Origin of the sequence: Chryseobacterium hilariae (assembly GCF_051400735.1) — a bacterium.
Classification (GTDB): domain Bacteria; phylum Bacteroidota; class Bacteroidia; order Flavobacteriales; family Weeksellaceae; genus Chryseobacterium.
In genome coordinates this window covers 11,279-33,270 of the sequence record NZ_JBLFFJ010000003.1, presented here as the reverse complement: position 1 = coordinate 33,270, position 21,992 = coordinate 11,279, and the positions used below count along the sequence as shown (strand labels likewise).

The 21,992-nt window shown below is 38.1% G+C and carries 24 protein-coding genes; 4 read left to right on the top strand and 20 right to left on the bottom strand.

The window, feature by feature from the left end:
* Positions 1-27: 27 nt before the first annotated feature.
* The 17 genes from ACMGDK_RS09655 to ACMGDK_RS09575 all read right to left on the bottom strand — a co-directional run bounded on the left by ACMGDK_RS09655 (position 28) and on the right by ACMGDK_RS09575 (position 9,103).
* The gene (locus tag ACMGDK_RS09655; protein WP_436807753.1) at positions 28-837 is read right to left on the bottom strand and encodes a PRTRC system ThiF family protein; all 810 of its coding nucleotides are present in this window, start codon (positions 835-837) and stop codon (positions 28-30) included.
* Entirely contained in the window at positions 834-1,565 is a 732-nt protein-coding gene (locus ACMGDK_RS09650; protein WP_436807752.1) for a PRTRC system protein B, read from the bottom strand. Before ACMGDK_RS09650 ends, ACMGDK_RS09655 begins: the two co-directional genes overlap by 4 nt.
* Positions 1,546-2,745 (bottom strand): hypothetical protein, encoded by a 1,200-nt coding sequence (locus tag ACMGDK_RS09645; protein WP_436807751.1) that lies wholly within the window; start codon positions 2,743-2,745, stop codon positions 1,546-1,548. The genes ACMGDK_RS09650 and ACMGDK_RS09645 overlap by 20 nt, the downstream gene beginning before the upstream one ends.
* A gap of 19 nt (positions 2,746-2,764) precedes the next feature.
* Positions 2,765-2,983 carry a PRTRC system protein C gene (locus ACMGDK_RS09640; RefSeq protein WP_436807750.1) on the bottom strand — a complete coding sequence of 73 codons (219 nt, stop codon included), beginning with the start codon at positions 2,981-2,983 and terminating at the stop codon, positions 2,765-2,767.
* A 12-nt stretch (positions 2,984-2,995) separates the two neighbouring features.
* On the bottom strand, positions 2,996-3,562 hold the full coding sequence (locus tag ACMGDK_RS09635) for a PRTRC system protein E (RefSeq protein ID WP_436807749.1): 567 nt from the start codon (positions 3,560-3,562) through the stop codon (positions 2,996-2,998).
* Between the two features lie 25 nt (positions 3,563-3,587).
* A complete protein-coding gene (locus tag ACMGDK_RS09630; protein WP_436807748.1) occupies positions 3,588-3,950 on the bottom strand; it encodes a hypothetical protein in 363 nt (120 codons plus the stop codon).
* A gap of 32 nt (positions 3,951-3,982) precedes the next feature.
* Positions 3,983-4,234, bottom strand: coding sequence for a hypothetical protein (locus ACMGDK_RS09625; protein WP_436807747.1), 252 nt, complete (start codon positions 4,232-4,234; stop codon positions 3,983-3,985).
* Positions 4,215-4,415, bottom strand: a complete 201-nt coding sequence (locus ACMGDK_RS09620; protein ID WP_436807746.1) for a 3-isopropylmalate dehydratase — start codon at positions 4,413-4,415, stop codon at positions 4,215-4,217. The genes ACMGDK_RS09625 and ACMGDK_RS09620 overlap by 20 nt, the downstream gene beginning before the upstream one ends.
* A 27-nt stretch (positions 4,416-4,442) precedes the next feature.
* Positions 4,443-4,811, bottom strand: a complete 369-nt coding sequence (locus ACMGDK_RS09615; protein ID WP_436807745.1) for a DUF1281 family ferredoxin-like fold protein — start codon at positions 4,809-4,811, stop codon at positions 4,443-4,445.
* 2 nt (positions 4,812-4,813) lie between these two features.
* The gene (locus ACMGDK_RS09610) at positions 4,814-5,062 is read right to left on the bottom strand and encodes a hypothetical protein (RefSeq protein ID WP_436807744.1); all 249 of its coding nucleotides are present in this window, start codon (positions 5,060-5,062) and stop codon (positions 4,814-4,816) included.
* A 48-nt stretch (positions 5,063-5,110) separates the two neighbouring features.
* The gene (locus tag ACMGDK_RS09605) at positions 5,111-5,530 is read right to left on the bottom strand and encodes a hypothetical protein (RefSeq protein WP_436807743.1); all 420 of its coding nucleotides are present in this window, start codon (positions 5,528-5,530) and stop codon (positions 5,111-5,113) included.
* A gap of 27 nt (positions 5,531-5,557) precedes the next feature.
* Positions 5,558-5,962 carry a hypothetical protein gene (locus tag ACMGDK_RS09600; protein ID WP_436807742.1) on the bottom strand — a complete coding sequence of 135 codons (405 nt, stop codon included), beginning with the start codon at positions 5,960-5,962 and terminating at the stop codon, positions 5,558-5,560.
* Between the two features lie 12 nt (positions 5,963-5,974).
* Entirely contained in the window at positions 5,975-6,148 is a 174-nt protein-coding gene (locus ACMGDK_RS09595) for a hypothetical protein (protein WP_436807741.1), read from the bottom strand.
* Positions 6,149-6,197: 49 nt separating this feature from the next.
* On the bottom strand, positions 6,198-6,734 hold the full coding sequence (locus ACMGDK_RS09590; RefSeq protein ID WP_436807740.1) for an antirestriction protein ArdA: 537 nt from the start codon (positions 6,732-6,734) through the stop codon (positions 6,198-6,200).
* Positions 6,735-6,760: 26 nt separating this feature from the next.
* The gene (locus ACMGDK_RS09585) at positions 6,761-7,033 is read right to left on the bottom strand and encodes a hypothetical protein (protein ID WP_436807739.1); all 273 of its coding nucleotides are present in this window, start codon (positions 7,031-7,033) and stop codon (positions 6,761-6,763) included.
* Between the two features lie 24 nt (positions 7,034-7,057).
* The gene (locus tag ACMGDK_RS09580; RefSeq protein WP_436807738.1) at positions 7,058-7,462 is read right to left on the bottom strand and encodes a single-stranded DNA-binding protein; all 405 of its coding nucleotides are present in this window, start codon (positions 7,460-7,462) and stop codon (positions 7,058-7,060) included.
* 678 nt (positions 7,463-8,140) lie between these two features.
* Positions 8,141-9,103 (bottom strand): hypothetical protein, encoded by a 963-nt coding sequence (locus ACMGDK_RS09575; RefSeq protein ID WP_436807737.1) that lies wholly within the window; start codon positions 9,101-9,103, stop codon positions 8,141-8,143.
* A gap of 562 nt (positions 9,104-9,665) precedes the next feature.
* Between ACMGDK_RS09575 and ACMGDK_RS09570 the strand changes: the two genes are divergently transcribed.
* Positions 9,666-9,854: a DUF3606 domain-containing protein gene (locus ACMGDK_RS09570; RefSeq protein ID WP_436807736.1), complete on the top strand. Its 189-nt coding sequence runs from the start codon at positions 9,666-9,668 to the stop codon at positions 9,852-9,854.
* Between the two features lie 89 nt (positions 9,855-9,943).
* Positions 9,944-12,646, top strand: coding sequence for a DNA ligase D (gene ligD, locus ACMGDK_RS09565; RefSeq protein WP_436807735.1), 2,703 nt, complete (start codon positions 9,944-9,946; stop codon positions 12,644-12,646).
* Positions 12,647-12,714: 68 nt separating this feature from the next.
* Here the strand turns inward: ligD and ACMGDK_RS09560 are convergent, their stop codons facing one another.
* The 3 genes from ACMGDK_RS09560 to ACMGDK_RS09550 all read right to left on the bottom strand — a co-directional run bounded on the left by ACMGDK_RS09560 (position 12,715) and on the right by ACMGDK_RS09550 (position 14,159).
* Positions 12,715-12,999 carry a hypothetical protein gene (locus ACMGDK_RS09560; protein WP_436807734.1) on the bottom strand — a complete coding sequence of 95 codons (285 nt, stop codon included), beginning with the start codon at positions 12,997-12,999 and terminating at the stop codon, positions 12,715-12,717.
* An 85-nt stretch (positions 13,000-13,084) separates the two neighbouring features.
* On the bottom strand, positions 13,085-13,840 hold the full coding sequence (locus ACMGDK_RS09555; RefSeq protein ID WP_436808259.1) for an SOS response-associated peptidase: 756 nt from the start codon (positions 13,838-13,840) through the stop codon (positions 13,085-13,087).
* A 76-nt stretch (positions 13,841-13,916) separates the two neighbouring features.
* On the bottom strand, positions 13,917-14,159 hold the full coding sequence (locus ACMGDK_RS09550) for a hypothetical protein (protein ID WP_436807733.1): 243 nt from the start codon (positions 14,157-14,159) through the stop codon (positions 13,917-13,919).
* A 627-nt stretch (positions 14,160-14,786) separates the two neighbouring features.
* Here ACMGDK_RS09550 and ACMGDK_RS09545 point away from each other — a divergent pair.
* Positions 14,787-15,257 (top strand): T9SS type A sorting domain-containing protein, encoded by a 471-nt coding sequence (locus ACMGDK_RS09545; protein ID WP_436807732.1) that lies wholly within the window; start codon positions 14,787-14,789, stop codon positions 15,255-15,257.
* Between the two features lie 5 nt (positions 15,258-15,262).
* Entirely contained in the window at positions 15,263-21,991 is a 6,729-nt protein-coding gene (locus ACMGDK_RS09540) for an RHS repeat-associated core domain-containing protein (protein WP_436807731.1), read from the top strand.
* Position 21,992 lies beyond the last annotated feature (1 nt).

The window sequence follows — 21,992 nt, the reverse complement described above, 5'->3', positions numbered from 1 at the left end:
GGAAATGTCTTTTTGCCCGATATAGTTTCAGTCGATCAATATCGGGCTAGTTCTGAAATCTTCAAGATTATGGAATAATCCCCTGTACTTGGACATTCCGAACCTGAATAAACTCCACAGTAATTTACAGCCCATCTGAGCCAGTGAAGCGTTGATAAAAAGATCCTGTTGTTCGAGTGCATCGGCAAGTGAACAGCTAGGGGTATTATCATCTTTTTCGGACTGCAAAAGAAGATCTCCATATTCTTCGGTTACAAAGGGCAGATTTGCTATGGCATTGTATTTTTCCGAATTTGGCTGTTTTATATTTCCTACAGTGGAAAGGATTACTTGTCCTGTATGTTTGCTGTTACCAAAATCCATCCAATACTTGGGCGAATCCCGATAATGGTTTCGCTGTCCGTTTACTGCCATAAGTATTTCAGCGACTCCGAATCTTGCCTGAACGGTATCTACACAGGTAATGGTAATTGTCGCACTAGAATGTTTAGGAATGTTGCCCAGTTTATCTTTCTCATATTTCAGTGTTTCCGCACTCCAATTAGAACCTGTGCAACGATTAATGCGGTTAATGAGTGCCACTGACTTGGGCAATCCGACTTCACATTCAAAAAAACGCTGTCTGCCCAGATTGGCAGAGGTTACCACATCATCGTCCCACAGCCTGACCTGCAATCCCGCATGTCCCAATGCCAATAAACTTTCATTGATTTCCATTAAGCCTGTCAGCACTTTTGAACCTGTTCCCCCTGCTCCTACCAGATTAACCGTGATCGGATTTGTTGGGGCTAAAAGATAATTGTCGGTAAAATGCATGTTGGTTTTTTCGGTATTCATAACAGTATATTTTTAAGGGTTAATGCATGGGGCAGTAGTACTTCTGCAGGGAAAACTGTTTCCTGTTCTATCAGCCTTTTCCAGAGCGTAATATTATTTTCTTTGCTTTGTCCTCCTGTAACAAGCGCGTGGCTGAAATAGCTGTGAAAAAAATAATGCTCCCATGCTTTTATAAAATCTTCCACAGAAGTAGAATTTTTAATGTCAATCTTTATTGTCCCCAAGCATACCTTACCGTCAGCATAAATATTGAAAAATGGACAGTGGTAGAGCGGTGTTTTTAGGGTTGGTCTCCGGTTGCTTTTCAGGGCAAACACCTGTAAACTTGATTTACTGGCTTTCCATAGCATGGCAGGTACAAAGGCTTTACCGTTTGGGATGCCCAGGCTTTCGACAAAAAACAGTTCTTTCTGCATAGCCTTTGTGTGCCATATTACTGTGCCTTTTTCCGTGCTAGGGTCAAGGCTCAGCACATTACTTGGAAGGACAGATTTAGGTTTTAAAAATGCGCTTTCTTTTTCCTGTTCGACCAATAGGGCTTTAGCCAGATTATCCGCTTCCCTCACTGTAAGCGGATGGGCATTTTTGGGATTTCCATTAACGTCCATATCAAAATGTTCTACATATACATCAGGGTCAAGTCCCTGTGTCTCATAGATTACAAGTGCGCATTTCGGATAATAGAGCTTCTCAAAATCCTCTGTAATATCAATGTTCATCTTTTCCATCGCTCAATTTTCTATATTCATAAATTAAATCGGTAATGTCGTGTAACAGCTCAAAAATCTCCGTCTCAAATGAAAGGTCATTAGTGGGCATTTCACCTCCATCAAAGTTCCTGATTATAACAGGCTCCTGCGTTTCGCTATATTCCTGAAACTGATTATTGACAGATTCAAATATGGTTCCTGCAAGCCAGCCTTTATTGTCGGCATAGAAAGAAATATATCTTTCCATCGCAATGATCTCGTCTTCCAAATATTCACCCTCATCATCGAGCATGGAACTTGCATTGCGAAAAATACTGGCATCGGGATATTCTTTATAAATTGCGAGTGCTTTGCTTGCCATTGCCAAACAATCGAGGTCGAACTGATCCTTTGGATCAAACCGAGCAATTCTATCCGCAAAAAAGGTCAGGTTACTCCTATTGTATATTTTCTGTTCTATTCTTTCACCGACCCACTGCGCTACATCTATTTCGTTCAAGCGGTGATCCTCGTCCTCTTCATCCTCTCCATAACAATCTTCCATAATCCAGTCTTTTAGCATTTCATATTCATAAAACAGGTAGCTTCCTTCCTGCAGGTAATAAGGAATATCGGCTATATGATACAGGTATGAAAAAACAGATAACACCAATAATGCAGACTTTCTGCGTTTTTTGTCCTTCAGCATTTTAAAAAGCGGGATGACAGGAATGTAGAACAGGGTCGCCCCTGTGTCACAGCGTTCCTCTGTAACCAGATAAAAGCTATCATTGTTCTTTCTTAGACTGATACTGTTCCAATTCCGAACATTGTCCTTTAATTTCTGCTTTATGTCCGAAAGCGCAAGGTTAATATTATATGGAAATTTAAACTCCTCAGACTGCAAAAAGGGTTCGATCCTGTAGTGTTCTGCCAGTCCTGAAAGTGACTGGAAAAAGTCACTTTCAAGTTTAGCAGACATTTCATTTTGCTGGGTCATTTCTGTCTGCCTGAACTTTGGCAGAAACCTGTACTTTAGTAGACCATCGGCAACATGTCTATTGGAACCGACTTTCTTCTGTCTTCCGCAATTTCGCGGGCATCTTTCGGCTTTTGCATCCAATTTGCGAATTCCGAAATCCTGCGGTGCAGTTTCCTTTCCCTTTCTTTTTCGGGAACTTTTATTGTTCCCGATATGGTCTGTTTTTGCATTGTTCATTGTTTTAATGTTTTCGGTTTTATCCTTTCGTACCCATTATGTTTTCAAAAGTATATACCACTGAATTATCCTTGATTACTGGTGCAGAAACCTTTGAAGTCGTCAGTATCGGATAGGTATTCGCATAAAAATTTAGAACTGCATCCACGCTCCAACGTGGTTCGGGGTCGTCAAGGATTATTTTTTGTCCTTTGTCCATGAGTACAAATACTCTCGTTAGTTCAAGTGTTAATAACATGATCTTTCTATTTTATTGTTCTACTTTCGTTTCTTCCAATGGCTTGACTATATCGTTCTGCGGTGTTGCAAAAAGGTCACCCGCAAAATGTGACTGATACAAATTCTGTTTATGACCGATTGTTTCTGCATGTTCAGGATATTCGGACGCCTTTGGTAAGGCAGTCCATGCTTCCTTGAATTTTCCTTCTTTTTCCAGTTCCTCGGCTTTCGATATTGCATCGTTATATTTTTTGCTCTTGGCTTCTTTTTCTTTTTTCGCCTTCTCGGTTTTTTCTTTCTCCATAGCGGACTGCAATCTGGCTTCCTCGACCTGCTTCATAAAGGTTTCCATATTAGACATAAGCCCCGAAGCGGATTCAATTGGTTTCTTGATATGTGCGAAAAATTCGGCATCGAGTTCTTCCGCAGTTCCTTTCAGGTTCAGGGGCGGTATAATGTTTTTCGCTTTGTCTCCACAACCGTCGTTCTGAACCAAAATAGAAACAACTATTGTATCTTCTGTTGCTTTGGCTATTGTTAGCGTTAATTTGCTGTCAATGTCCATTTTTTGGATCTGTTTGAAAAAATTGGTTTCCATAATATTTTGATTTGTGATTATCGATTTATAATTGATCGTATGGCGAAATAATTTCAGAAGGGTTATTGAGCTTATACTTTTCTATGAGCAGATTTGCAATCTCATCCTCCGAATATTTCAGGTATTTTAGTCTCTTTTTATATTGTTTCACATTTTTTTTTGCATCGCGTCCATGTTCTTCTTTGAGATCAAGTAAATGTGTTTTCCAGTTATAAATGGCATGTAAAATACTAGAGTAGGTCATACAAGCATATTGCTGTGCTTTTTCGGGGTTATCATAATTGAATCCCCATTCGATATAGTTGGAGATAATGGACAAAAACCGATGAGATTGGCTTTTCCCAATACGCCGTTCTATTTCCACAAACTCATTGAAGAGATAGTCCATAAACCTGTAATCCTTTTCCATAGTGTAAAAAATTAGCGTGTATAATTGTGGTCTGCTTTGGGGCTGTTGTTCTCTTTGATAATCGGTTTTGCCCCCTTGCCCCTCTCATAATTAATTTTATAGCCGTTACTCTGTATGATACTTTCCAAAAGGTTCCTTGCTCCTGTGGCATCCCAATCGTCCGAAGCTGTCATGTCAAGACAGTGCAAACGTTCAAAGTCCTTAACCATTCGGGCTATGATTGATAATGCCCGATATTCTGTTTTATCCGATAGATTGCTCATGATCCAATTTTGATTTTAGTTCCAAAAGTTTGTTGTAAACGTCAGTCCAATATTTTTGCTTATCCTGATCGGAAGGCACTGGCGGAACATGATGCATATCCTTAAAGAGTTCCGCCTGTTCAATTGCTTTTTCAAGATCGGTCACTGTGATCTTTAAACCGTTTAAATCCGTGATTTTCATTTTAAATAATTTATAGTTTGACCACCATTAGAACCTGCCAAAATCATGTGGATCTAAATAGATGTTATGAAAAACACTCTTAGCGTAAGTCGCCCTTCCGAATAAGCAATTGCCTACTTCCTGATAGTCAAGTACAAAATCTACCTTATAATGCTGTGCAATCTGCAATACAGCTTCTATATTGGGTGTCCATCGAGTTTCATATTCGATTTTACCGCCCTCGTTATAACTGATATAGCAAAAGAAATAATCTTCTGTACCTGTTAGAAAAGCGGGAAGTTTGTCAAAATCTATTTGCTGTCCCATTTCTGCTATTGTTTTAAATAGCAGGGTTATCTGATCGATTGCTTCGGGAGTTCCCGTGAAGACAACCGTATTGTTACACCAATTTGCCATGATTACAAAAATTTTTTAAGGTTCTGGGCTTCCTCCCAATTTTCTTTTGCAAGGGGAAACCATTGTGAGGCCATCGTACAAAGGATAACATGATAAATAATCTTCGCAGTCCTATAACTGTCGTGCTGTTCGTCCTCATAATTCAAAGCACCACTGTCTATTGCTTTATGGAAAAGTTCCTCGATTTCCTTTAGTGGCGAATTGGTAGCCACTAGGGTGCTGAAATTATCTTTTAACTGTTGCTGTGTCATTTTGCTCGTTTATTAAGGTGGCTTTTTACAGTCACCAACGGTTAAACTTTAATCTTTTTTGTTTTCTGTAAATTCAATGGAGACTACTTCTTTTTCTCCAAACAATAGTTCAATTGCCAGTTTCAGACTATGGTGCGGATTTTCACATTCGACAAATCGTATAAGGCAATGGGTCATAAAAATGGCATTGTGTCCCCCAAAAAGATGTTCAGAAAATATTTTTGGGCTTCTATGAAGCTGAACATTGAGGTTTTCCAAAATCCTTTCTATTTCTGCGATCAGGCTGTACCAATAATTCGCTGTAATAAATGACCGCGGTGGCCAAGCCTTCGCAATATCCTCCTGTTTTTCCCGAAAATGGGTTATCTCTGTTTGAGTGAAGGCGGTAAGGTCTTTAAGATTTTCAGGAAACAATCGGGCTAGTACATACGCCCTTTCTATTTTGTTCATTTCGTGCAATGCTTTCATGATTTTACATTTTAAGTTGTGAGATTTTTAAAAAGAATTGCGGTCAATAAATTCCTCCAGTTTACCAGCCACTCTATTATTTGAACTATTGACAAATTCGGTTGCTTTCTTCTTGGTTCCGAGATCAGCCCCCCGAACTTTCCATCTGACTGTGGTGTGTCGGATAGTTGAGGGAGTACGGAAGGCATAATAATCAATCCATTTGATTTCTTCCTCCCTTTCCACCTTGAAAAGAAGTATGTGGAAACCTTTTCCCTTTTCAACATCGGGATAATAGGTGGAAGCCAAAAGTTTCCTTTCCCTGTCGAAGATTTCAAACTTTATAAATTCTTTGTCGTGCAGGATGATCCTGAATAGTTCATCAAGATTGAAATGTGCATTCAGAAGCACATTTTCGTCGTACTGTTTATATGTGATTACTCCTATATTCATGGTATTATTCCTTTAACTGACAATTTCCTGTCTGATTTTTTTGATGTGGATTATTGCCCCATTGGCACAGCCTTCACAGGCTGATATCTGCGCAATCGCGCCCTGCTGACCGCTCATTGAGGTAAGTGTGACGGTAAATTTTCCCGAATCATGTTTTAAGGTGATCTTGAAGGTTTCCAGTATCATTGCTTTATTTTTTATAGGCGACTGCTTGCACAGTCGCCTGTGGTTAGTGTTAGTTATAAAATACATGTCCGTCCTGGCTCCAGTAGCTACCACAGAAAAGATCTGTTGCGTAGGCTTCATAGTCGAAATATTGCAAGGCAAAATCATTCAAGTCCTCCCGCTGATCTACCAGTTCCCGTGCAAAATCCTCGTCACTGTCGTAAATACCTAAATAGTCATTTTGAAAGTCACTGATAAGCTCGTCAATATCACAGCCGGATAAATCTTTATGGTCGTTATCGCACCAAATTAAAAAAGCTTCCTGATCATTATTGTTTAAGTTTCCGAGTGCTTCCAGTACTTCAAAAGTATTTTCACTTAACCATGATTCACCTATTAAGCCTTTAGGGATATGTTCATAATCCTGAAACATATATTCGGGGTCTTCCTCGTCACTGTGCAATTCTGCGCATGCTTGGTAAAATTCATTTCTATCCGTATAGTCGGACAGTTTTAGCCATTTTCCGAATATTGACCCATCGTTATACTTGGCGTATGTTCCCACGTAAATGCTTGCTTTTGTTATATCTATTTGAATTGTTGCCATGATGTTAAATATTGAAGGTTTAAAGATTAATTTGTGCTTGCTACGAGCTGTTTTAATTTTGCTTTTACCGCCCTTGCTATCTCGCCCCGCCATGTAGTAGCATTGGCAAGAAAATAATTGATAATAGAGCCTGCCGAATCTTCAAAATAGCTGTCGTTTACGCTATTCAGTGAGCGCATGGCATTCAAATAAGGAACTGCCCCGAAATAGACGTTTTTCCAGTCTTTAGTGACCATTTGCGCAATCTGTGCTATATTATCGGGTATCTGTACCCCTGTATTTTCAATTGTCTTTTTCATTTGTTTAAATATTTTGGATTGTGGTTAAAATGGAAGATCATCGTCACTGTCGCCTGCAAATGCGGGTGCAGTGTTACCCGTTTTTACGGTTTCTTCCTGCGCTGTCTGTCCTCCCTTTTTAGCGTCTCCACCGTGAAAAATGATTTCTGAAACATGAAAATTCAATCCTGCTTTCAGGTTGCCCTGTTTATCTATCCATGCACTTGGGCTGATTCTTCCCGAAAGTTCTACAACAGTTCCTTTTGTCAGGTATGTTGCAACGTTTGAGGTTCTCCAATATGCGCAGTCAAAAAACGTGGGCTGACTGATTTTTTCGCCCTGCTTGTTTCGGAAGGTGTGTCTGATCGCTACGCCGAAATTGACGACCTCTTTACCGCTGTTAGTTGTTCTAACTACCGCATTTCTTGTGATTTTTGCTGTGATGTTCATAACGTTTTGTTTTATTGTTCTACATTCCTTGTTATGTTCTTCCAGTCCTTCCGAGGCTCGGCTCCGATATTATTTTCAAAAGAAAAAAAGGAAAAAAAGAAAGCAGACAAACACATTGGACAATTGCGCATACCAAGAGAAAAAATGATTTAATGGGGGGTCCTTTGGGGGGAAACCGTTCATTCATTTTTTCTATTGGTGGGAAGTGGGGTGGCTGTCTAATGTAACTTGGCTGCCTTTTTATCCTTTTCTTTGGAAATGATATTAATTGAATATCTTCATATAAATAAATTCCGAATACAGCTTATATTCGGACATTAGGGAATTGGAAGTCAGTTGGAAAGGACCATGCGGGGGAACTGATTTACAATTTGCTAAACAGTGGAAGCCAAAAGCTCTTTTACAGCATGGACGCTGTTAGAAGTAAATGTGCTTTGGCATGTGCATGGGAATTATTGAAAAAATGCGTGAGCGATTGCAGGGTAAAGCCCACAGCCTGCGAGGACTTGCAACGAAAAGCGCGGTCTAAAATAAGGCACGCCATAATAACCAAGGAATTAAGTCTCATTACCCATAAAAAAAACGCCCAGATAAAAATCTAAGCGTTTCCATTATGCTGTTTATCAGGGTTCTTCAAAAATGTATTTTACTTTTCTACCCGGCCTAACTAATCAGTTATTAAGAAAGCAGATCACCATAAAAATTACCGTCAACTTTATAAACATGGTTAATCTTATCATTTTCACATCGTCCAATGAGGTTATAGCGCTCAGACCTATATAAGTAAACCTTGCCAAAGCATCCCTTTTTGATACAATCAGCAGATCTTTTGTTAAAAGTGAAATGCCAGGGCGCATTTCTACGGATGGAAATATGTGATTGTTCATCAAACAAAACTTCTCTGTCTACAGGCAATTTTTCACCCAAGACCAAGTATAAAATTTTATGTGGGAATTTGGTCTTTTGGAGTCTATCTTTATAAAAATATAAGAATACTGGAAGTATACAAAGTAGACTGATCATTGAAATTTTCCAGACGTGCTCATTTGAAGTAATAAGGTAATACATTCCAATTCCTATCACCAAGACAAATAGTGACACTACCATTAGATAATAAAAATAGGAATCTTTGACCGACTGCCAGAACGGAAATGATTCCATCTTGGTTTCATCCGCAGCGAAAAAGACTGAATTATCATCCTGAAAATCCAAAGACCTACAAAGTATCGTCCTAATTTGCTGGCGTGGCATCTGCATTATTTTAGCAGCTATATGTTTATGGGTGATGATGTTAATTTTAATGCCTGGGTTATCCAATTTTAATCTCTCAACCATATCCAATTCATCAGAAGAAGAAATCCGGTTAGTAACAAAATTAAAAATGTCAATCTTGTAATTTTTAGTCACGCAGCTGATAAAGTCCTGCCTGAGCTTCGTTTTAACATCGCTTCTGGAAGAAATAGCAAAATACTCCTTGGTATTTGGAATATAGCCGTCTTTACCCCCATCTCCTTTACTTCCATATGGGGCTACCCGCTGAAAGTCTGTCCCATGAATAGCATCAAAATATCTTTCACAGTAGTCCTGAAATTCAATGCCGTGTTTTCCTTCTAACAGCATTTCTATTAGATCTATTTCCATTCTTAAAAATTTTATTGTTCATATAAATCGATAACAGCTTAGACCAGTAATTTATTGCCTGTCAATGCACAAAGTTGAATGATTGAGCCCAGAGCCTTAGCATAAATTGAGCTGACTTTTTAAAGTAAATCTTGAAAATATAATATTATAATTCGGAAGTCAAGAAGTCAAAAGAGCTCTCGCTGGTTTGTTCATTCTTTAAGTAAAACACCCGAAGCTTGGGGAGCATCGGGTGTTTAGCCATATTATTAACCTATTTTTATGAAAAGTATGCTCGAACGAGCAAATAATTACTACTTCTAATTTAATAATATTTTAGAAATTTTCAAATTACCTATCGTGTAATTCCGAAGCCATCTACAAGTGAAACTTCCCCTTGACAGGTGGAATTTACATATAAACCCTCTCTGGTCAAAACAGCTTAATTTCTGTTTTATACTCATCGAAGAAAATTTTTAGTAATCTATTCTCCTTCTGCAGTTGTTATTTAAGCAATATCTAACGGCTTAATTTTTGCAATTTTTCCAATGACAAAATATATTAACCCATTAAACATCAAATCATGGACAACAAATCAAAAAAAGGAAAGCTAGACCGGAATCAGGTCAGCAGTTCGGAAAATTATGAAATCCAGTATTTCAAGGACAAATTGGGCGTCAGCTCTCAGGCCGTAGTCGGTGCGATCAAATCGACAGGTTCCAACGATAGAAAAACACTTGAGGCGTATCTAAAAAAGCGTCATAATATATAATCTAACTTACATAACTGTTTGTTGCCGTTCTTTTCTGAGTGCGGTCTACCCCTATATCGTTGAAATTAAGTAATTAAAAAAGATTTGCTATGGCATTAGATAAGTACCGCGAAAAGCGATCAGCTGAAAAGACACCCGAACCATTTGGTGGTAAACCTTCTGGCAAAGAATTGAGATTTGTCGTTCAGAAACATGACGCTTCCCACCTGCATTATGATTTCAGGCTGGAAATGGACGGCGTGCTCAAAAGCTGGGCTGTTCCCAAAGGCCCTTCCCTCGATCCCGATGTGAAAAGGCTTGCGATGATGGTCGAGGACCATCCGTACGATTACCGTGATTTTGAAGGAATCATCCCCAAGGGACAGTATGGCGGTGGTACCGTGATTGTCTGGGATGAAGGAACCTACGAACCCGCGGAACCGGTAGAAGGTGATATCAAGCAGCAGGAGAAAAACCTTTTGCACCAGTTGCATAAAGGTAAGCTGAAAATTACGCTCAAAGGAAAAAAACTCAAAGGGGAATTTGCGCTGGTAAAAGCTTATGGACGTGGGGAAAATAGTTGGCTATTGATGAAACTTGAAGATAAATATTCAACTAAAGACGATATCACACTAAAGGACAAGTCCGTGATTTCCAAGAAGACAATTGCACAGATGGAAAAGTCCCCGGACAAAGTCTATGGGAAAAAAGATGATAAGATTGCACCTAAATCCAAGTCCAAAATAACAAACGACCAGGAGCCTGAAAAAATTATTGAAGATCAAGTAGAGCAGATCCCTGTAGTCAAACGGAAATCAAAGGCCGAGCTTAATAAGCTTCTTAAAGAGACTCCGGATCAGAAATTTTATACCCATATCGAGCCCATGCTGGCAACCCTTGTAGACAAGCCTTTTGACAGTGACGAGTGGATATATGAAGTAAAGTGGGATGGCTATCGCGCTGTTTCCTTTATAAATGACGGTGAGGTGGAGATAAAGTCAAGAAACGATAAAAGTTTCAATGAGAAATTTTATCCGATCCATGAGGCATTAAGTAAACTAAAATTCAACGCGGTGCTTGATGGAGAGGTTGTCGTAGTGGGTGAAGGCGGAAAATCAAACTTTGGTGCGCTTCAAAATTGGAGAAGCGAGTCAGATGGAGACCTGGTATATTATGTTTTTGATGTCCTTTGGTATGAAGGAAAGGATCTAAAAGACCTTCCTCTGGTTCAGCGTAAGGCGATTTTGGAACAGATTCTACCGACTAGCCAAACAATTTTGTTAAGTCAGGATTTTGATACATCCGGCATTGAGTTTTTAGAAGCTGCAAAAAAAATGGATCTGGAGGGGATTATGGCAAAAAGAAAAGATAGTCTTTACCATTCCAAAATTCGTACTAAAGACTGGTTGAAGATTAAAGCGAATAAACGGCAGGAGGTTGTTATAGGTGGCTTCACACTCAATGATGATTCAAGTAAATTATTCAGTAGCCTACTTGTTGGCGTATTTGAAGGTAAGGAGCTTGTGTATACTGGAAAAGTGGGCACGGGCTTTAATGATTCGGATCAAAGGGACATGATGGAACTTTTCAAATCCCTTATCACGAAGAAAGTCCCTTTTGCAGAAGAACCGGATGTCAATAAACCGTCCAGATTCCGACCTAATCCACCACATGCTTCTGTCACATGGCTTAAACCCGAATTGTTATGCGAGGTCACCTACACCGAACTTACGAGTGACGGCGTAATGCGTCATCCTTCATTTCAAGGGATGAGGACGGATAAAAGCGCAAAAAAGGTTGTCCTCGAAATGGAAAAACCAGTATCGGAAATTTTAGACGATGAAAGCCCTACCATCCTGACAAAAAGGGGAAAAGCTGAACGAAAGACCTTACTGAATCCATTCGATAAAACGCAGGTGAAAAAAGTAAATGGTCACGAGCTTAAGTTCACCAATTTAGACAAAATTTTTTGGCCAAAAGATAAAATAACAAAGCGTGACCTCATTAATTACTATTATCAGGCAGCACCATTTATTTTACCTTATCTTAAAGATCGCCCCCAAAGTATGAACCGTTTTCCAAATGGTATCGAGGGAAAGGGATTCTATTTTAAGAATGTTACTGATACAGCACCAGACTGGGCCGCAACCTACCTCTATAAAAGCGAAAACAACGAGGAAGAAAAACATTACCTTGTTGGAAAGGATGAAGCTACATTGCTTTATATGGCTAATCTAGGCTGTATTGAAATGAATCCGTGGAACAGCACAGTCAAAAAACCGGACTATCCGACATATTGTATTATCGACCTAGATCCCGATAAAAATTCTTTTGACCAGGTAATTGAAGCTGCGCAGGTTACCAAGCAGATTTTAGATGATATGGGTATAGAATCTTTTTGTAAAACAAGTGGTTCAACAGGTCTTCATATTTACATTCCTTTAGGCAATAAATATACCTATGAGCAGTCCAAGGAATTTGCCCGCGCAATCGTCACACTGGTGCACCGAGAATTGCCGGATTATACAAGTTTGGAGCGCACAATTAAAGACCGCAAAGGTAAAATGTATCTGGATTTTTTACAAAATAGACCGCATGCGACAATTGCATCTGTGTATTCTGTCCGTCCAAAACCTGGAGCGACCGTTTCAATGCCAGTGCATTGGGACGAAGTAAAGAAAGGGCTTAAAATGAGTGATTTTCACATCTTTAATGCACTGGAAAGGTTGGCCAGTGAAGGCGACATTTTTAAACCAGTTCTCGGAAAAGGCATTGACTTGAAGAAAGCGATTGAGAAATATTCTGAGAAATAAAAATCAACAGTTTACAAGGATGTGCAAGGAAGGGTATTAGGCAAATTGCTGAATAAATCTGGACTTTACTAAAAAAGTCCAAATTTATTGATTGCTGCTTCCTCTGGAGTACGTCCGAGCTCTTCCTGAAATAAAGTATATGTTCCATTATAGCTTGGGTTTTTACAGTCGATCAAAAGCCTCGTCCGGTGTCCCTCCTGATAAACCTCGAGCAATATACAAGGAACAGCATAACCTGTTTGAAATGAAACATAATATTTTTCCCTTACAATAAACTCAAAGGGCTTCCAAGATTTAAGATCTTTCAAAGGCTTAATTTCTTTATCAACTTTAATTCGTGCTGTGCTTTCCATAATTCTGATTTGCTTATAAAAATACAAATTATGGAAAAGCAACCATTGAAAAAAAGCATATTTTAATTCGGATTGAAATTACTTTTTAAACCTCATACACTAATTCAGGTACTTCGGAATACACAAATGCCTTCGATGGATTTTCTGTTGTTCTGAACTCCTTTTCAACGGTATAGGCATCCATATTGGCAGCTTTAATCTGATAAGTTGCAATTTCTGTGATCCGCTGCTCCGTCAAATCTTCCATCATCCATTCCCATGCAAGCTCGTCCGGCAACATCGTAGGCATGCGATTCTTGCTATTATGTATTTGTCGCATTAAAGAGTTGGCCTCTGTAGTGACCAATGCCACGGTATCTACTGTTTCTCCTGTGTCTTTGTCAGTCCAATTCTGCCAGATTGCTGCAATGAAAAAATATTCTTTTCCCTTAAGGCCGATATGGTAAGGATAAGTGTCAGGTGTTTTGACGGGTTGATTGGTTCTCTTGTTTAGACGGTAGATATGCCTCCATTCGTAAAATTCACTTGATAGGATTAAGCATCTTCTTTCCAGCGCCGCTTTCCGGAACATTTTTTCACGACCAGTACTTTCGTCTTTCAATAAAAGTTCCTCACCTTTAGCATTCAAAGTTGTATATGGCTGATGCCATTTGCCCATATTGTCCTTGTAACCAAAACGCATTTTTTGTACAGCCTCTCGATTTTTAACATAAGATGGAATAAAACCCCATTCCATCTGTACAATATCAAAATTGCACCGATCATCAGTCGGTTTTAAAACAGCAATTTTACCGTAGTTAAATCCTTGATGGAGCTCGCTGTCTAAAAAATCGTAATTCATTACGGCTTTTTCCAGGGCCATCAGGCGGATAAATTCATCCCTTGATACTCTTTGTCCGTTATAATAACACATATCTTTATTTTTTTAAATATTCTACGATTTTATTACCAAACAATTCAGCCTCTTTTTGTCTTCCCTGCGGAACACTTGTCCAGATGTTGCCGGAAAAAGTGGAAATACGCGTAATTACCAGAGGCATTCTATCATCGGAAAAGGTCAGCCGATATATTTGTTGATCATTTACCGTATGTTCAGATGCAGCAATTTTTACACCTTCTGATATAATTTCGATTATTTTATTCTCAAAAAGATTGCCCATCCAGTTATTTGTCAATGATTTACACTATTAAAGTTAATCATTTTTTGAAAGCAAAAAGAAACCACCTTTCGGTGGTTTCAAAAAACATTCACATCAACATAAAATCAGGAGAATTTCAGGTCTATTTTGAAATCTCCACCTTCTATAATATCGTAACCTATTTTATCTGGAATTCTATAAAGGCATCAATACTATGCTCAAAAAGAAGGGACCAGCAATTTAGCAGATATTACGATTACTTTTGTCCGTGTATTTACGGATATAATTTCAGGGAAAACCCCATTTGTGGGTATTGTAAAAATTAATAGCTTGCATGCAGATTTCGCCTAAATCCGAAATCAAAAACTAATGAAAACCGCTAAATTAATTAAACAACTTACACTTAACCATTTGAAAGTTATATACGACGCCTTTTGTCGTCTTCAATCTGCATTTTTGTAGTGCTAATTAACTTTACCCTCCAAGCTTTAATAGCAAAGAGCCAATCCTGATTTAATTCCTAAATCTTGAAAAGTACATTAAGTAATTTTTCAAAATTTCTTAGGAACTAAATCTGCCGATAATCACGCCAATATTATCTTATAAGAGATAAGATAGATCAATATTATTAATCACAATTAAAAGCTTATGAAAAGAAAAGTTTTATCCCTGTTATCTCTATCGATAGGGTTTTTCGGATTCTCTCAAACATCCGAAATTTATTTTAAGTATGATGAAGCTGGCAACCAACGCTACCGTGGACCAGATATAAATGCAAAACAAGCGCCTGAAAACTCACAAGAGCAGGATAAGAAGATGGTATCTATGGGGCAGAGCAAAGTATTGACAAACCTTGAATTTTGGAAAGAGATCCGTTTCTATCCAGTTCCAGTAAATGATTATTTGAGGATTGACTGGACCGACAAAGTAGATGGGTTAATTGAATCTGTTTCGCTTTATCAGCATAGTACTGTACACTGGAAGTTTCAGCAACAAAATATTCCCAGCCTAAACAAGCAGCTTAAAATCAATATGACTGGCTATGATTGGGGTGTATACGTTGTCAGGTTTGTATTGAAAGACGGAAGAATTCTCAGCAAAAACATCACTAAAAGGTAAAGGATATGAAGACAATAAAACTACTTTCTACCATTTTTTTAGTGGGTATTTCTTCTATTGTTGTCGCACAGACAGCGCCGCCAAAATTTCATGATACAAAAGGCAATATTGAAGTAAACAAGGCGGGGCAATTGCAATATACGCTGAATATTGATCTGCCCCCTGGAATAAAAGATGTCACACCTAACATCAGCTTAGTGTATTCTAGCGGCGGGCAGAATGGACTAGCGGGCTATAACTGGAATATCTCAGGACTGACATCTATTTCAAGAACAGGGAAAAATCTTGAAAAGGATGGTATTACCAAGGGAGTTCAATTGGATTATTCGGACTATTACAGCCTTAATGGGCAGCGGCTTATCCTAAAAACGGGTGAGTATGGTAAAGACGGAGCTGAATACGTAACTGAAAAATACTCCAATGTAAAGATTAAGTCTATTGGATCAATAACAGGCGTATCATGGCAAGGGCCTGAATATTGGGAAGTCACATTCGATGATGGTACACAGGCCTGGTATGGTGCAATTGCATCAGGAACCAGTACCGCAAGAAGTCCAATTGATTACAATATTGTAAAATCCAAGGATACGAATGGAAATACGGTACATTATAATTATGTGCTTGAAGGAAATGTCTCTGTTATTAGCAGCATTTCGTGGGGAGGTAACGAAACTGCAGCAACACAACCTAAAAACAAAATTGATTTTGTTTTTGGAGCGAGGACGAAACCTGAAACAGCTTTTATCCGTGGTGTTGCCCTAACGCAGACAAAACTGCTTCAGTCGATTATTGTCTCTACAAATAACCAGCAATACAAGAAATATAATGTTTCTTATAAAAAAGATGCTCAGGGTTCAACTTATTCGTACTTGAACAAAATAACGGTATTAAATAGTAAAGATGAAGAGGCGAATCCTGTAATATTTACGTATGACTCATCTCCCGATTCTGCTAATGAAAGTTACCTTAATCTAAACGCGACAACAACCTCCTCTTTGCGACCTAACAAAGATACTGATGTAGTAGGCGATTTTGATGGCGATGGTAAGCTTGATATGTTAAGATACTTTCCAGTAACCAATGGAAGAATACCACAAACTGGCGTTTATTTGTTCAGAGACTTTTATTCAAAAACTTATGAAACCGAGAGTCCACAATTTATAAACAGCTCCTTGCAAAGCTTAAAAGATTTTATTCCATCAAATTTTAAAAAAGCAAATATTATTAATAACCGTCAAGGAATAATCGGTTTTAAAAAAATTGCAAATGCAGCAACTTCGAAAAAAGACTTACAGCTTTCATTTTATAGTTTGTCAGAGACGAGTAATACATTAATGCTAGATTTTACAAAGACCATCCCAAATATTGAAACGTACAGTGATGATCCGGATGATCTTGAACCGATTGGTACCTTAACGCATACAATTCTTGGACTGGACAGTTTTGACTTTAATGGAGATGGGCTAAATGAACTTATCCTACAAATGAATTATCGATTTTGTACTCAGGGAACCGGCGAGCCTAACCCCACATTTCCTGACCAGGAAAATATTTTGCCGGGCACGACCTGCGTAAACCATAAAAAATATCTTTTAATTGATCCAGATCAATCAATCCAAAACGAAGATTGGCATTACACAATAGATTTATATCCAGGTACAAATGAAGATGTTTTCAAAACTTATCGGTCAGGTGATTTTAATGGCGACGGCTTGTTCGATTTCCTAAAATTGGATCAGAATAAGAAACCACTACTAATTACCTTCCAAAAAAATCTGCAAGGTAAGTATGAATCACTTATTTCCCTTTTTAATCCTACAAGTAATGAAGTTATTGATGGTGCCTGGGACTACAGTACTATTGGTGATTATAATGGAGATGGTTTAAGTGACATTATGCTGCCTCAGACAAGCAGTTCAGATCAATGGAACAAATACACATCAAAAGGAATAGGTTTTGTGAAAGAAGTTGTGACATTCTTAGCACCGAGAGGACGGGATCTTTGGAATAATGGTCAAAATTTCGAAATAAGGAATCCGAGAACTTTTGTCGCATATGATATCAACAATGATGGAAAAACTGAGGTTTTGGCACTAGAATCTACAAGAGGCTATAATATTGCGGCTGTTCAAGATAATAATCAAAATGTTAAGTATAATACATCTACACAAATCAAAACTACTTTTTACTCTCCAACAGGAGGTGAATTTACTACCGATGGGTATTATGAACACTTTAAAGAATATTTGGTTGATTCATACAGTCTATACCTAAACAGCGGTAATATTGATGCTGAATTTGCAGTAAACTGGAGAGACATGATAGGTTTACCTGTAAATCAATGGGCCGGCGCTATGTTACGAAAAATGGTAATGGTTTCAGCAACTGCTTCGGGAAGTGCTATTGGAGACCAGCAACGACTTGTCTCTCATCCATATTATGACATTGCAAGAGCTGGTAGAATAAAAGCCATTTCCCAAGGAGGAATTACGACCAATGTTATATATAAACAGTTAGATAAAGGATTGAACCCAGGTTTATATGATAGCGTGCAAACAGAAAGCTATCCATACGTGAGTATCAATCAATCTACAGGGATGTATGTTGTATCCCAGTTTACGCAAAGTACGACAACAGACAAAATTTTAAAACAAGATTTTAGATATAGAGGATTAACCTCCAATATCCTGGGCAGAGGTATGATCGGTTTCAGGAGGACCGCAAGTTCATCATGGTATGCTGATGGTTTAGAGAATACAAAGATCTGGTCAGGATTAGAAATAGATCCTTTAAACGACGGAGTCCCTGTAAAAGAGTGGTCAATCAGAACCAATACTGAATCTAATATTTTTCCAGCAGATATATCGGAAAATAATAGTCAGTTACTAAGCTTTAAGTCTACTATATATCAAACGGATAAAATTCTCAATGGGCAAGTGATATCAATTGTCACAGATGCTGATAAGGCAAGGGTTGTTACAGCAATTCTTCCAAAAACGACGAAGGCAAAAGATTTTCTTACAAATACTGTAGCAGAAAATACCAACACTTATGGAGCTTATTATCTTCCAGCTAATACAGTTTCTAAGATCAATTCTTCATATGCAATAAAAACCACACAGTATACATATGACCATAATCCTGCTGGAAGTGGAAATGCATACTATATCGGACGCTTAAAGTCAAAAAGTGAAACTGTTCAAGCTTATTCAGATGCCAAAATTGGTAAGGAAGAATATACCTATGAAAATAATCGTGTGAAGACGTTCAAAAAATGGAATTGGGATAATACTGCTTATACGTTAGATACTTTCACCTATGATGTTTTTGGAAATATCACAAAAAAAATAGCGAGTAATAGTATAGACGCACAAACGGTAACTTCGAGTTATGCCTATGACACAACCGGTAGGTTTTTGGTAAAACAAACTGATAATTTAGGTTTGGAAACGGTTACAACATCCAATGATTGGGGACAAATATTAACAACGAAAGATCCTTTTAACAATCTTCTTACCAATACATATGATGATTGGGGGAAACTCAAAACTTCAAATACAACTTTGGGCGGCACAACCACTTATCTATATGAGAGAGATAATGATAATGTCATTCTAACGCAAAACGATCCAGATGGGGATGTTTCGAAGAAATTTACCAATAAGCTTGGTCAGATTTATAAAATATCTACCAAAGCTTTCGGTCAGGGACAGTATGTGTCGCAAGAAACTCAATTTGATGTTTTAGGAAGGAAGATCAAAGAGTCTGAACCTTATTTTGAAGGGCAAAATGCTAGCAAGTGGAATATCCTGGCGTATGATGATACAGTATATCCGGCAAAACTTACAGCAACTTCATTTACCGGAAAGCAATTGTCAACGACAACCTCTGGTTTAACCACAACGGTTAAAGAATTAAACGGAAACGGAAGAACAACGGCAAAGACAAACGACGCGCTTGGTAACTTAATCTCAGCAACCGATACAGGAGGTACAATCCAATATTCCTACAATGCTGCTGGATTGCAAACACAAGCCAAATTTGCTGAAAATGCTGTTATTACAAAATATGATTCGTGGGGAAGAAAGGTAGAATTTAATGATCCCTCAAATGGTGTCTATAAATATGAATATGATGGCTTTGGCAAAATCAAAAAATCTATCAGCCCAAAGGGACAAAAAGAATATATTTATAACAATTTCGGTCAAATCGTTACTCAAAAGGAATATTCAACAATAGATGCAGGACAAACAACGAACAAAGAAATTACCTTTACTTATGATAACAAAGGTTTACTTTCATTAAAATCAGGAGTTATTAAAGGCCAGTCCTTTAGCACCAGCTTAACCTATGACGTGCAAGGAAGATTATTATCAACTGTAGAAAATAGCTTTGGAAAAATCTACTCTCAAAAAGGACTGGTTTATAATGATAAAGGCAGAATTACCTCTTATGAAAAAGAATTACAGTCGGCAGGTAATACTACAAAGGTTACTATTGAAAATGTGTATAGTCCATGGAATGGAGAACTATATCAGATCAAAGATAAAATTTCCGGAAAAGTACTATGGGAACTCAAGGAAACTGATGCTAAAGGTCAAGTTAAAAAGGATAAGCTTGGGGCTGTCGATATTTTTAATGATTATGATGATAACGGTTATTTAAAAGAGGTCATTCATGGTTCCGCGGTCAAGCCAAATTTATTGAATATCAGATATAGTTTCGATGCCCTTAAAAATGAATTGGTGAGCCGAAATACATTGGGAGATCTTTCTATTTTGGAAAACTTTAGTTATGACAGCAATAACCGATTAACAAGTTGGACAGACCCTGTTACTGGCAACACACCGATAAATAGAAATATTTATGACGCAAAAGGAAGAATAACGACAAATGACCAGGTTGGCGCAATAAAATTTGAAAATTCCACAAAAATTTACCAACCAACAGGAATGACCTTAAATGCAAGTGGGATACAGAATTACAATGGTGATCTGATCCAAACCATTTCTTATAATGAAAATAACGATCCCGTCCAAATTAGCGGGGAGAAAACACGGGTACAGTTTGAGTATGGTTTGGGGAATATGCGTCAACGTATAAATATTGTGAAACTAAAAAATCCAAATGGAGGAGGTGACCCTCCTATTACCGAGTCTGCCACGGCGCAAACTTCAGATTATGAAGCTCCTGTTTGGCAAAGCACTTTATCTAAATTTTATAATGAAGATAATAGTTTTGAGGTCATTAGAAATCAAACAACAGATCAGGAAAAGCATATCATTTATATCGAAGGTAGCCCATACGAAGCGAACATTGTTTATATAAAGGACTTCGGGCAAGCAAATGGTTCATATAAATTCCTTCACAAAGATTACTTGGGAAGTGTACTTGCAATTAGCGACGAAGCAGGAACCAGGCTCGAACAAAGACATTATGACGCTTGGGGTAATTTTACCCATCTAAAAATTGGAAATAGCGGTGTTATTACCAATAAAAATCTCATAATGGAAAGCACCCTATTGGTTGATAGAGGTTATACCAGCCATGAACATTTTATGGATGTTGGTATAATTCATATGAATGGTAGATTATATGATCCACTATTGCGAAGATTCTTAAATGCCGACGAGAATATACAAGACCCTTCAAATACCCAAAATTATAATAAATATGGGTATGTGATGAATAACCCGATGATGTACACAGATCCGAATGGCGAATTTTGGCTTTTCTTCGCCGGGGCTTTGATTGGAGGATATTTAAATGGTGTTCAGGCCAACCATGGTAACTGGAACCCAATAAAATGGGACTGGCAGAGAACCTGGGGCGCTGTTGTTGGGGGCGCTATTGGCGGAGCTGCAATTTCTGGTGCATTCGGAAATATAGCACTTAACCCAGGAGCTATTAAAACTGTCTTGCCAGGAATTGTTTCAGGAGGCTTAAACTCTGCTTTTACTGGTTCTAATTTCTTAAGTGGTATTGCCAGTGGAATATCATATTCTACAAATTTATTTAATAATACAATAACTTCCACTGATGGGGTCAGCACGGGTTATAAGTATATTGTTTCTCCCGCTGAAGAATTTACAAATGGAGGGTGGGAAGACTTGACAAAGAATATATTGCTTAATTTTGTCAAAACGAATTTCTGTACAACTTGCTCTTACGGTCAATTACAGCAAATGGCGGGGACTAAATTTGAAGAAGCGTTTCACCGAATAATGAGAGTAGACTTATCAATGTTAAATTATACTAGCAATAAGAATAAATTCCAAGGCATGTATAAAGGAAGACCGAGAAATACAGTACCAGACGGTGTTTTCGATTTAGTAAATGTTGAAATTGGATATAAAATAAACAGATATGGATTAGGTCCATTTACGATACCTGTTCCTGTCCCCGATGGAATGAAAACTAAAAGGTATTATGGTGCCCTATTCGCAGAAGTAAAAGCGATGGATGGCACAGTGTATAGCAGTTCCAACTCCGGACAGATTCCTGCTATGTTGTCCTACATGGCTCGTAATATTGGTGTCAGAAAAGCGGGTGGAGATTTCATTATTGGAACGACTTCTGACACTAAGCTATCTGTTGGGTTATCTGAATTTGCTAGAGGATTTAGAATAAATATACTTCATTATTCAGCAAATTACCGAATAATTTCTGGAATAATGCAGGTAAGGTTTAACTATGGTTCCGGACAAAGTACAAGTTCCACAACATTGAGATAAT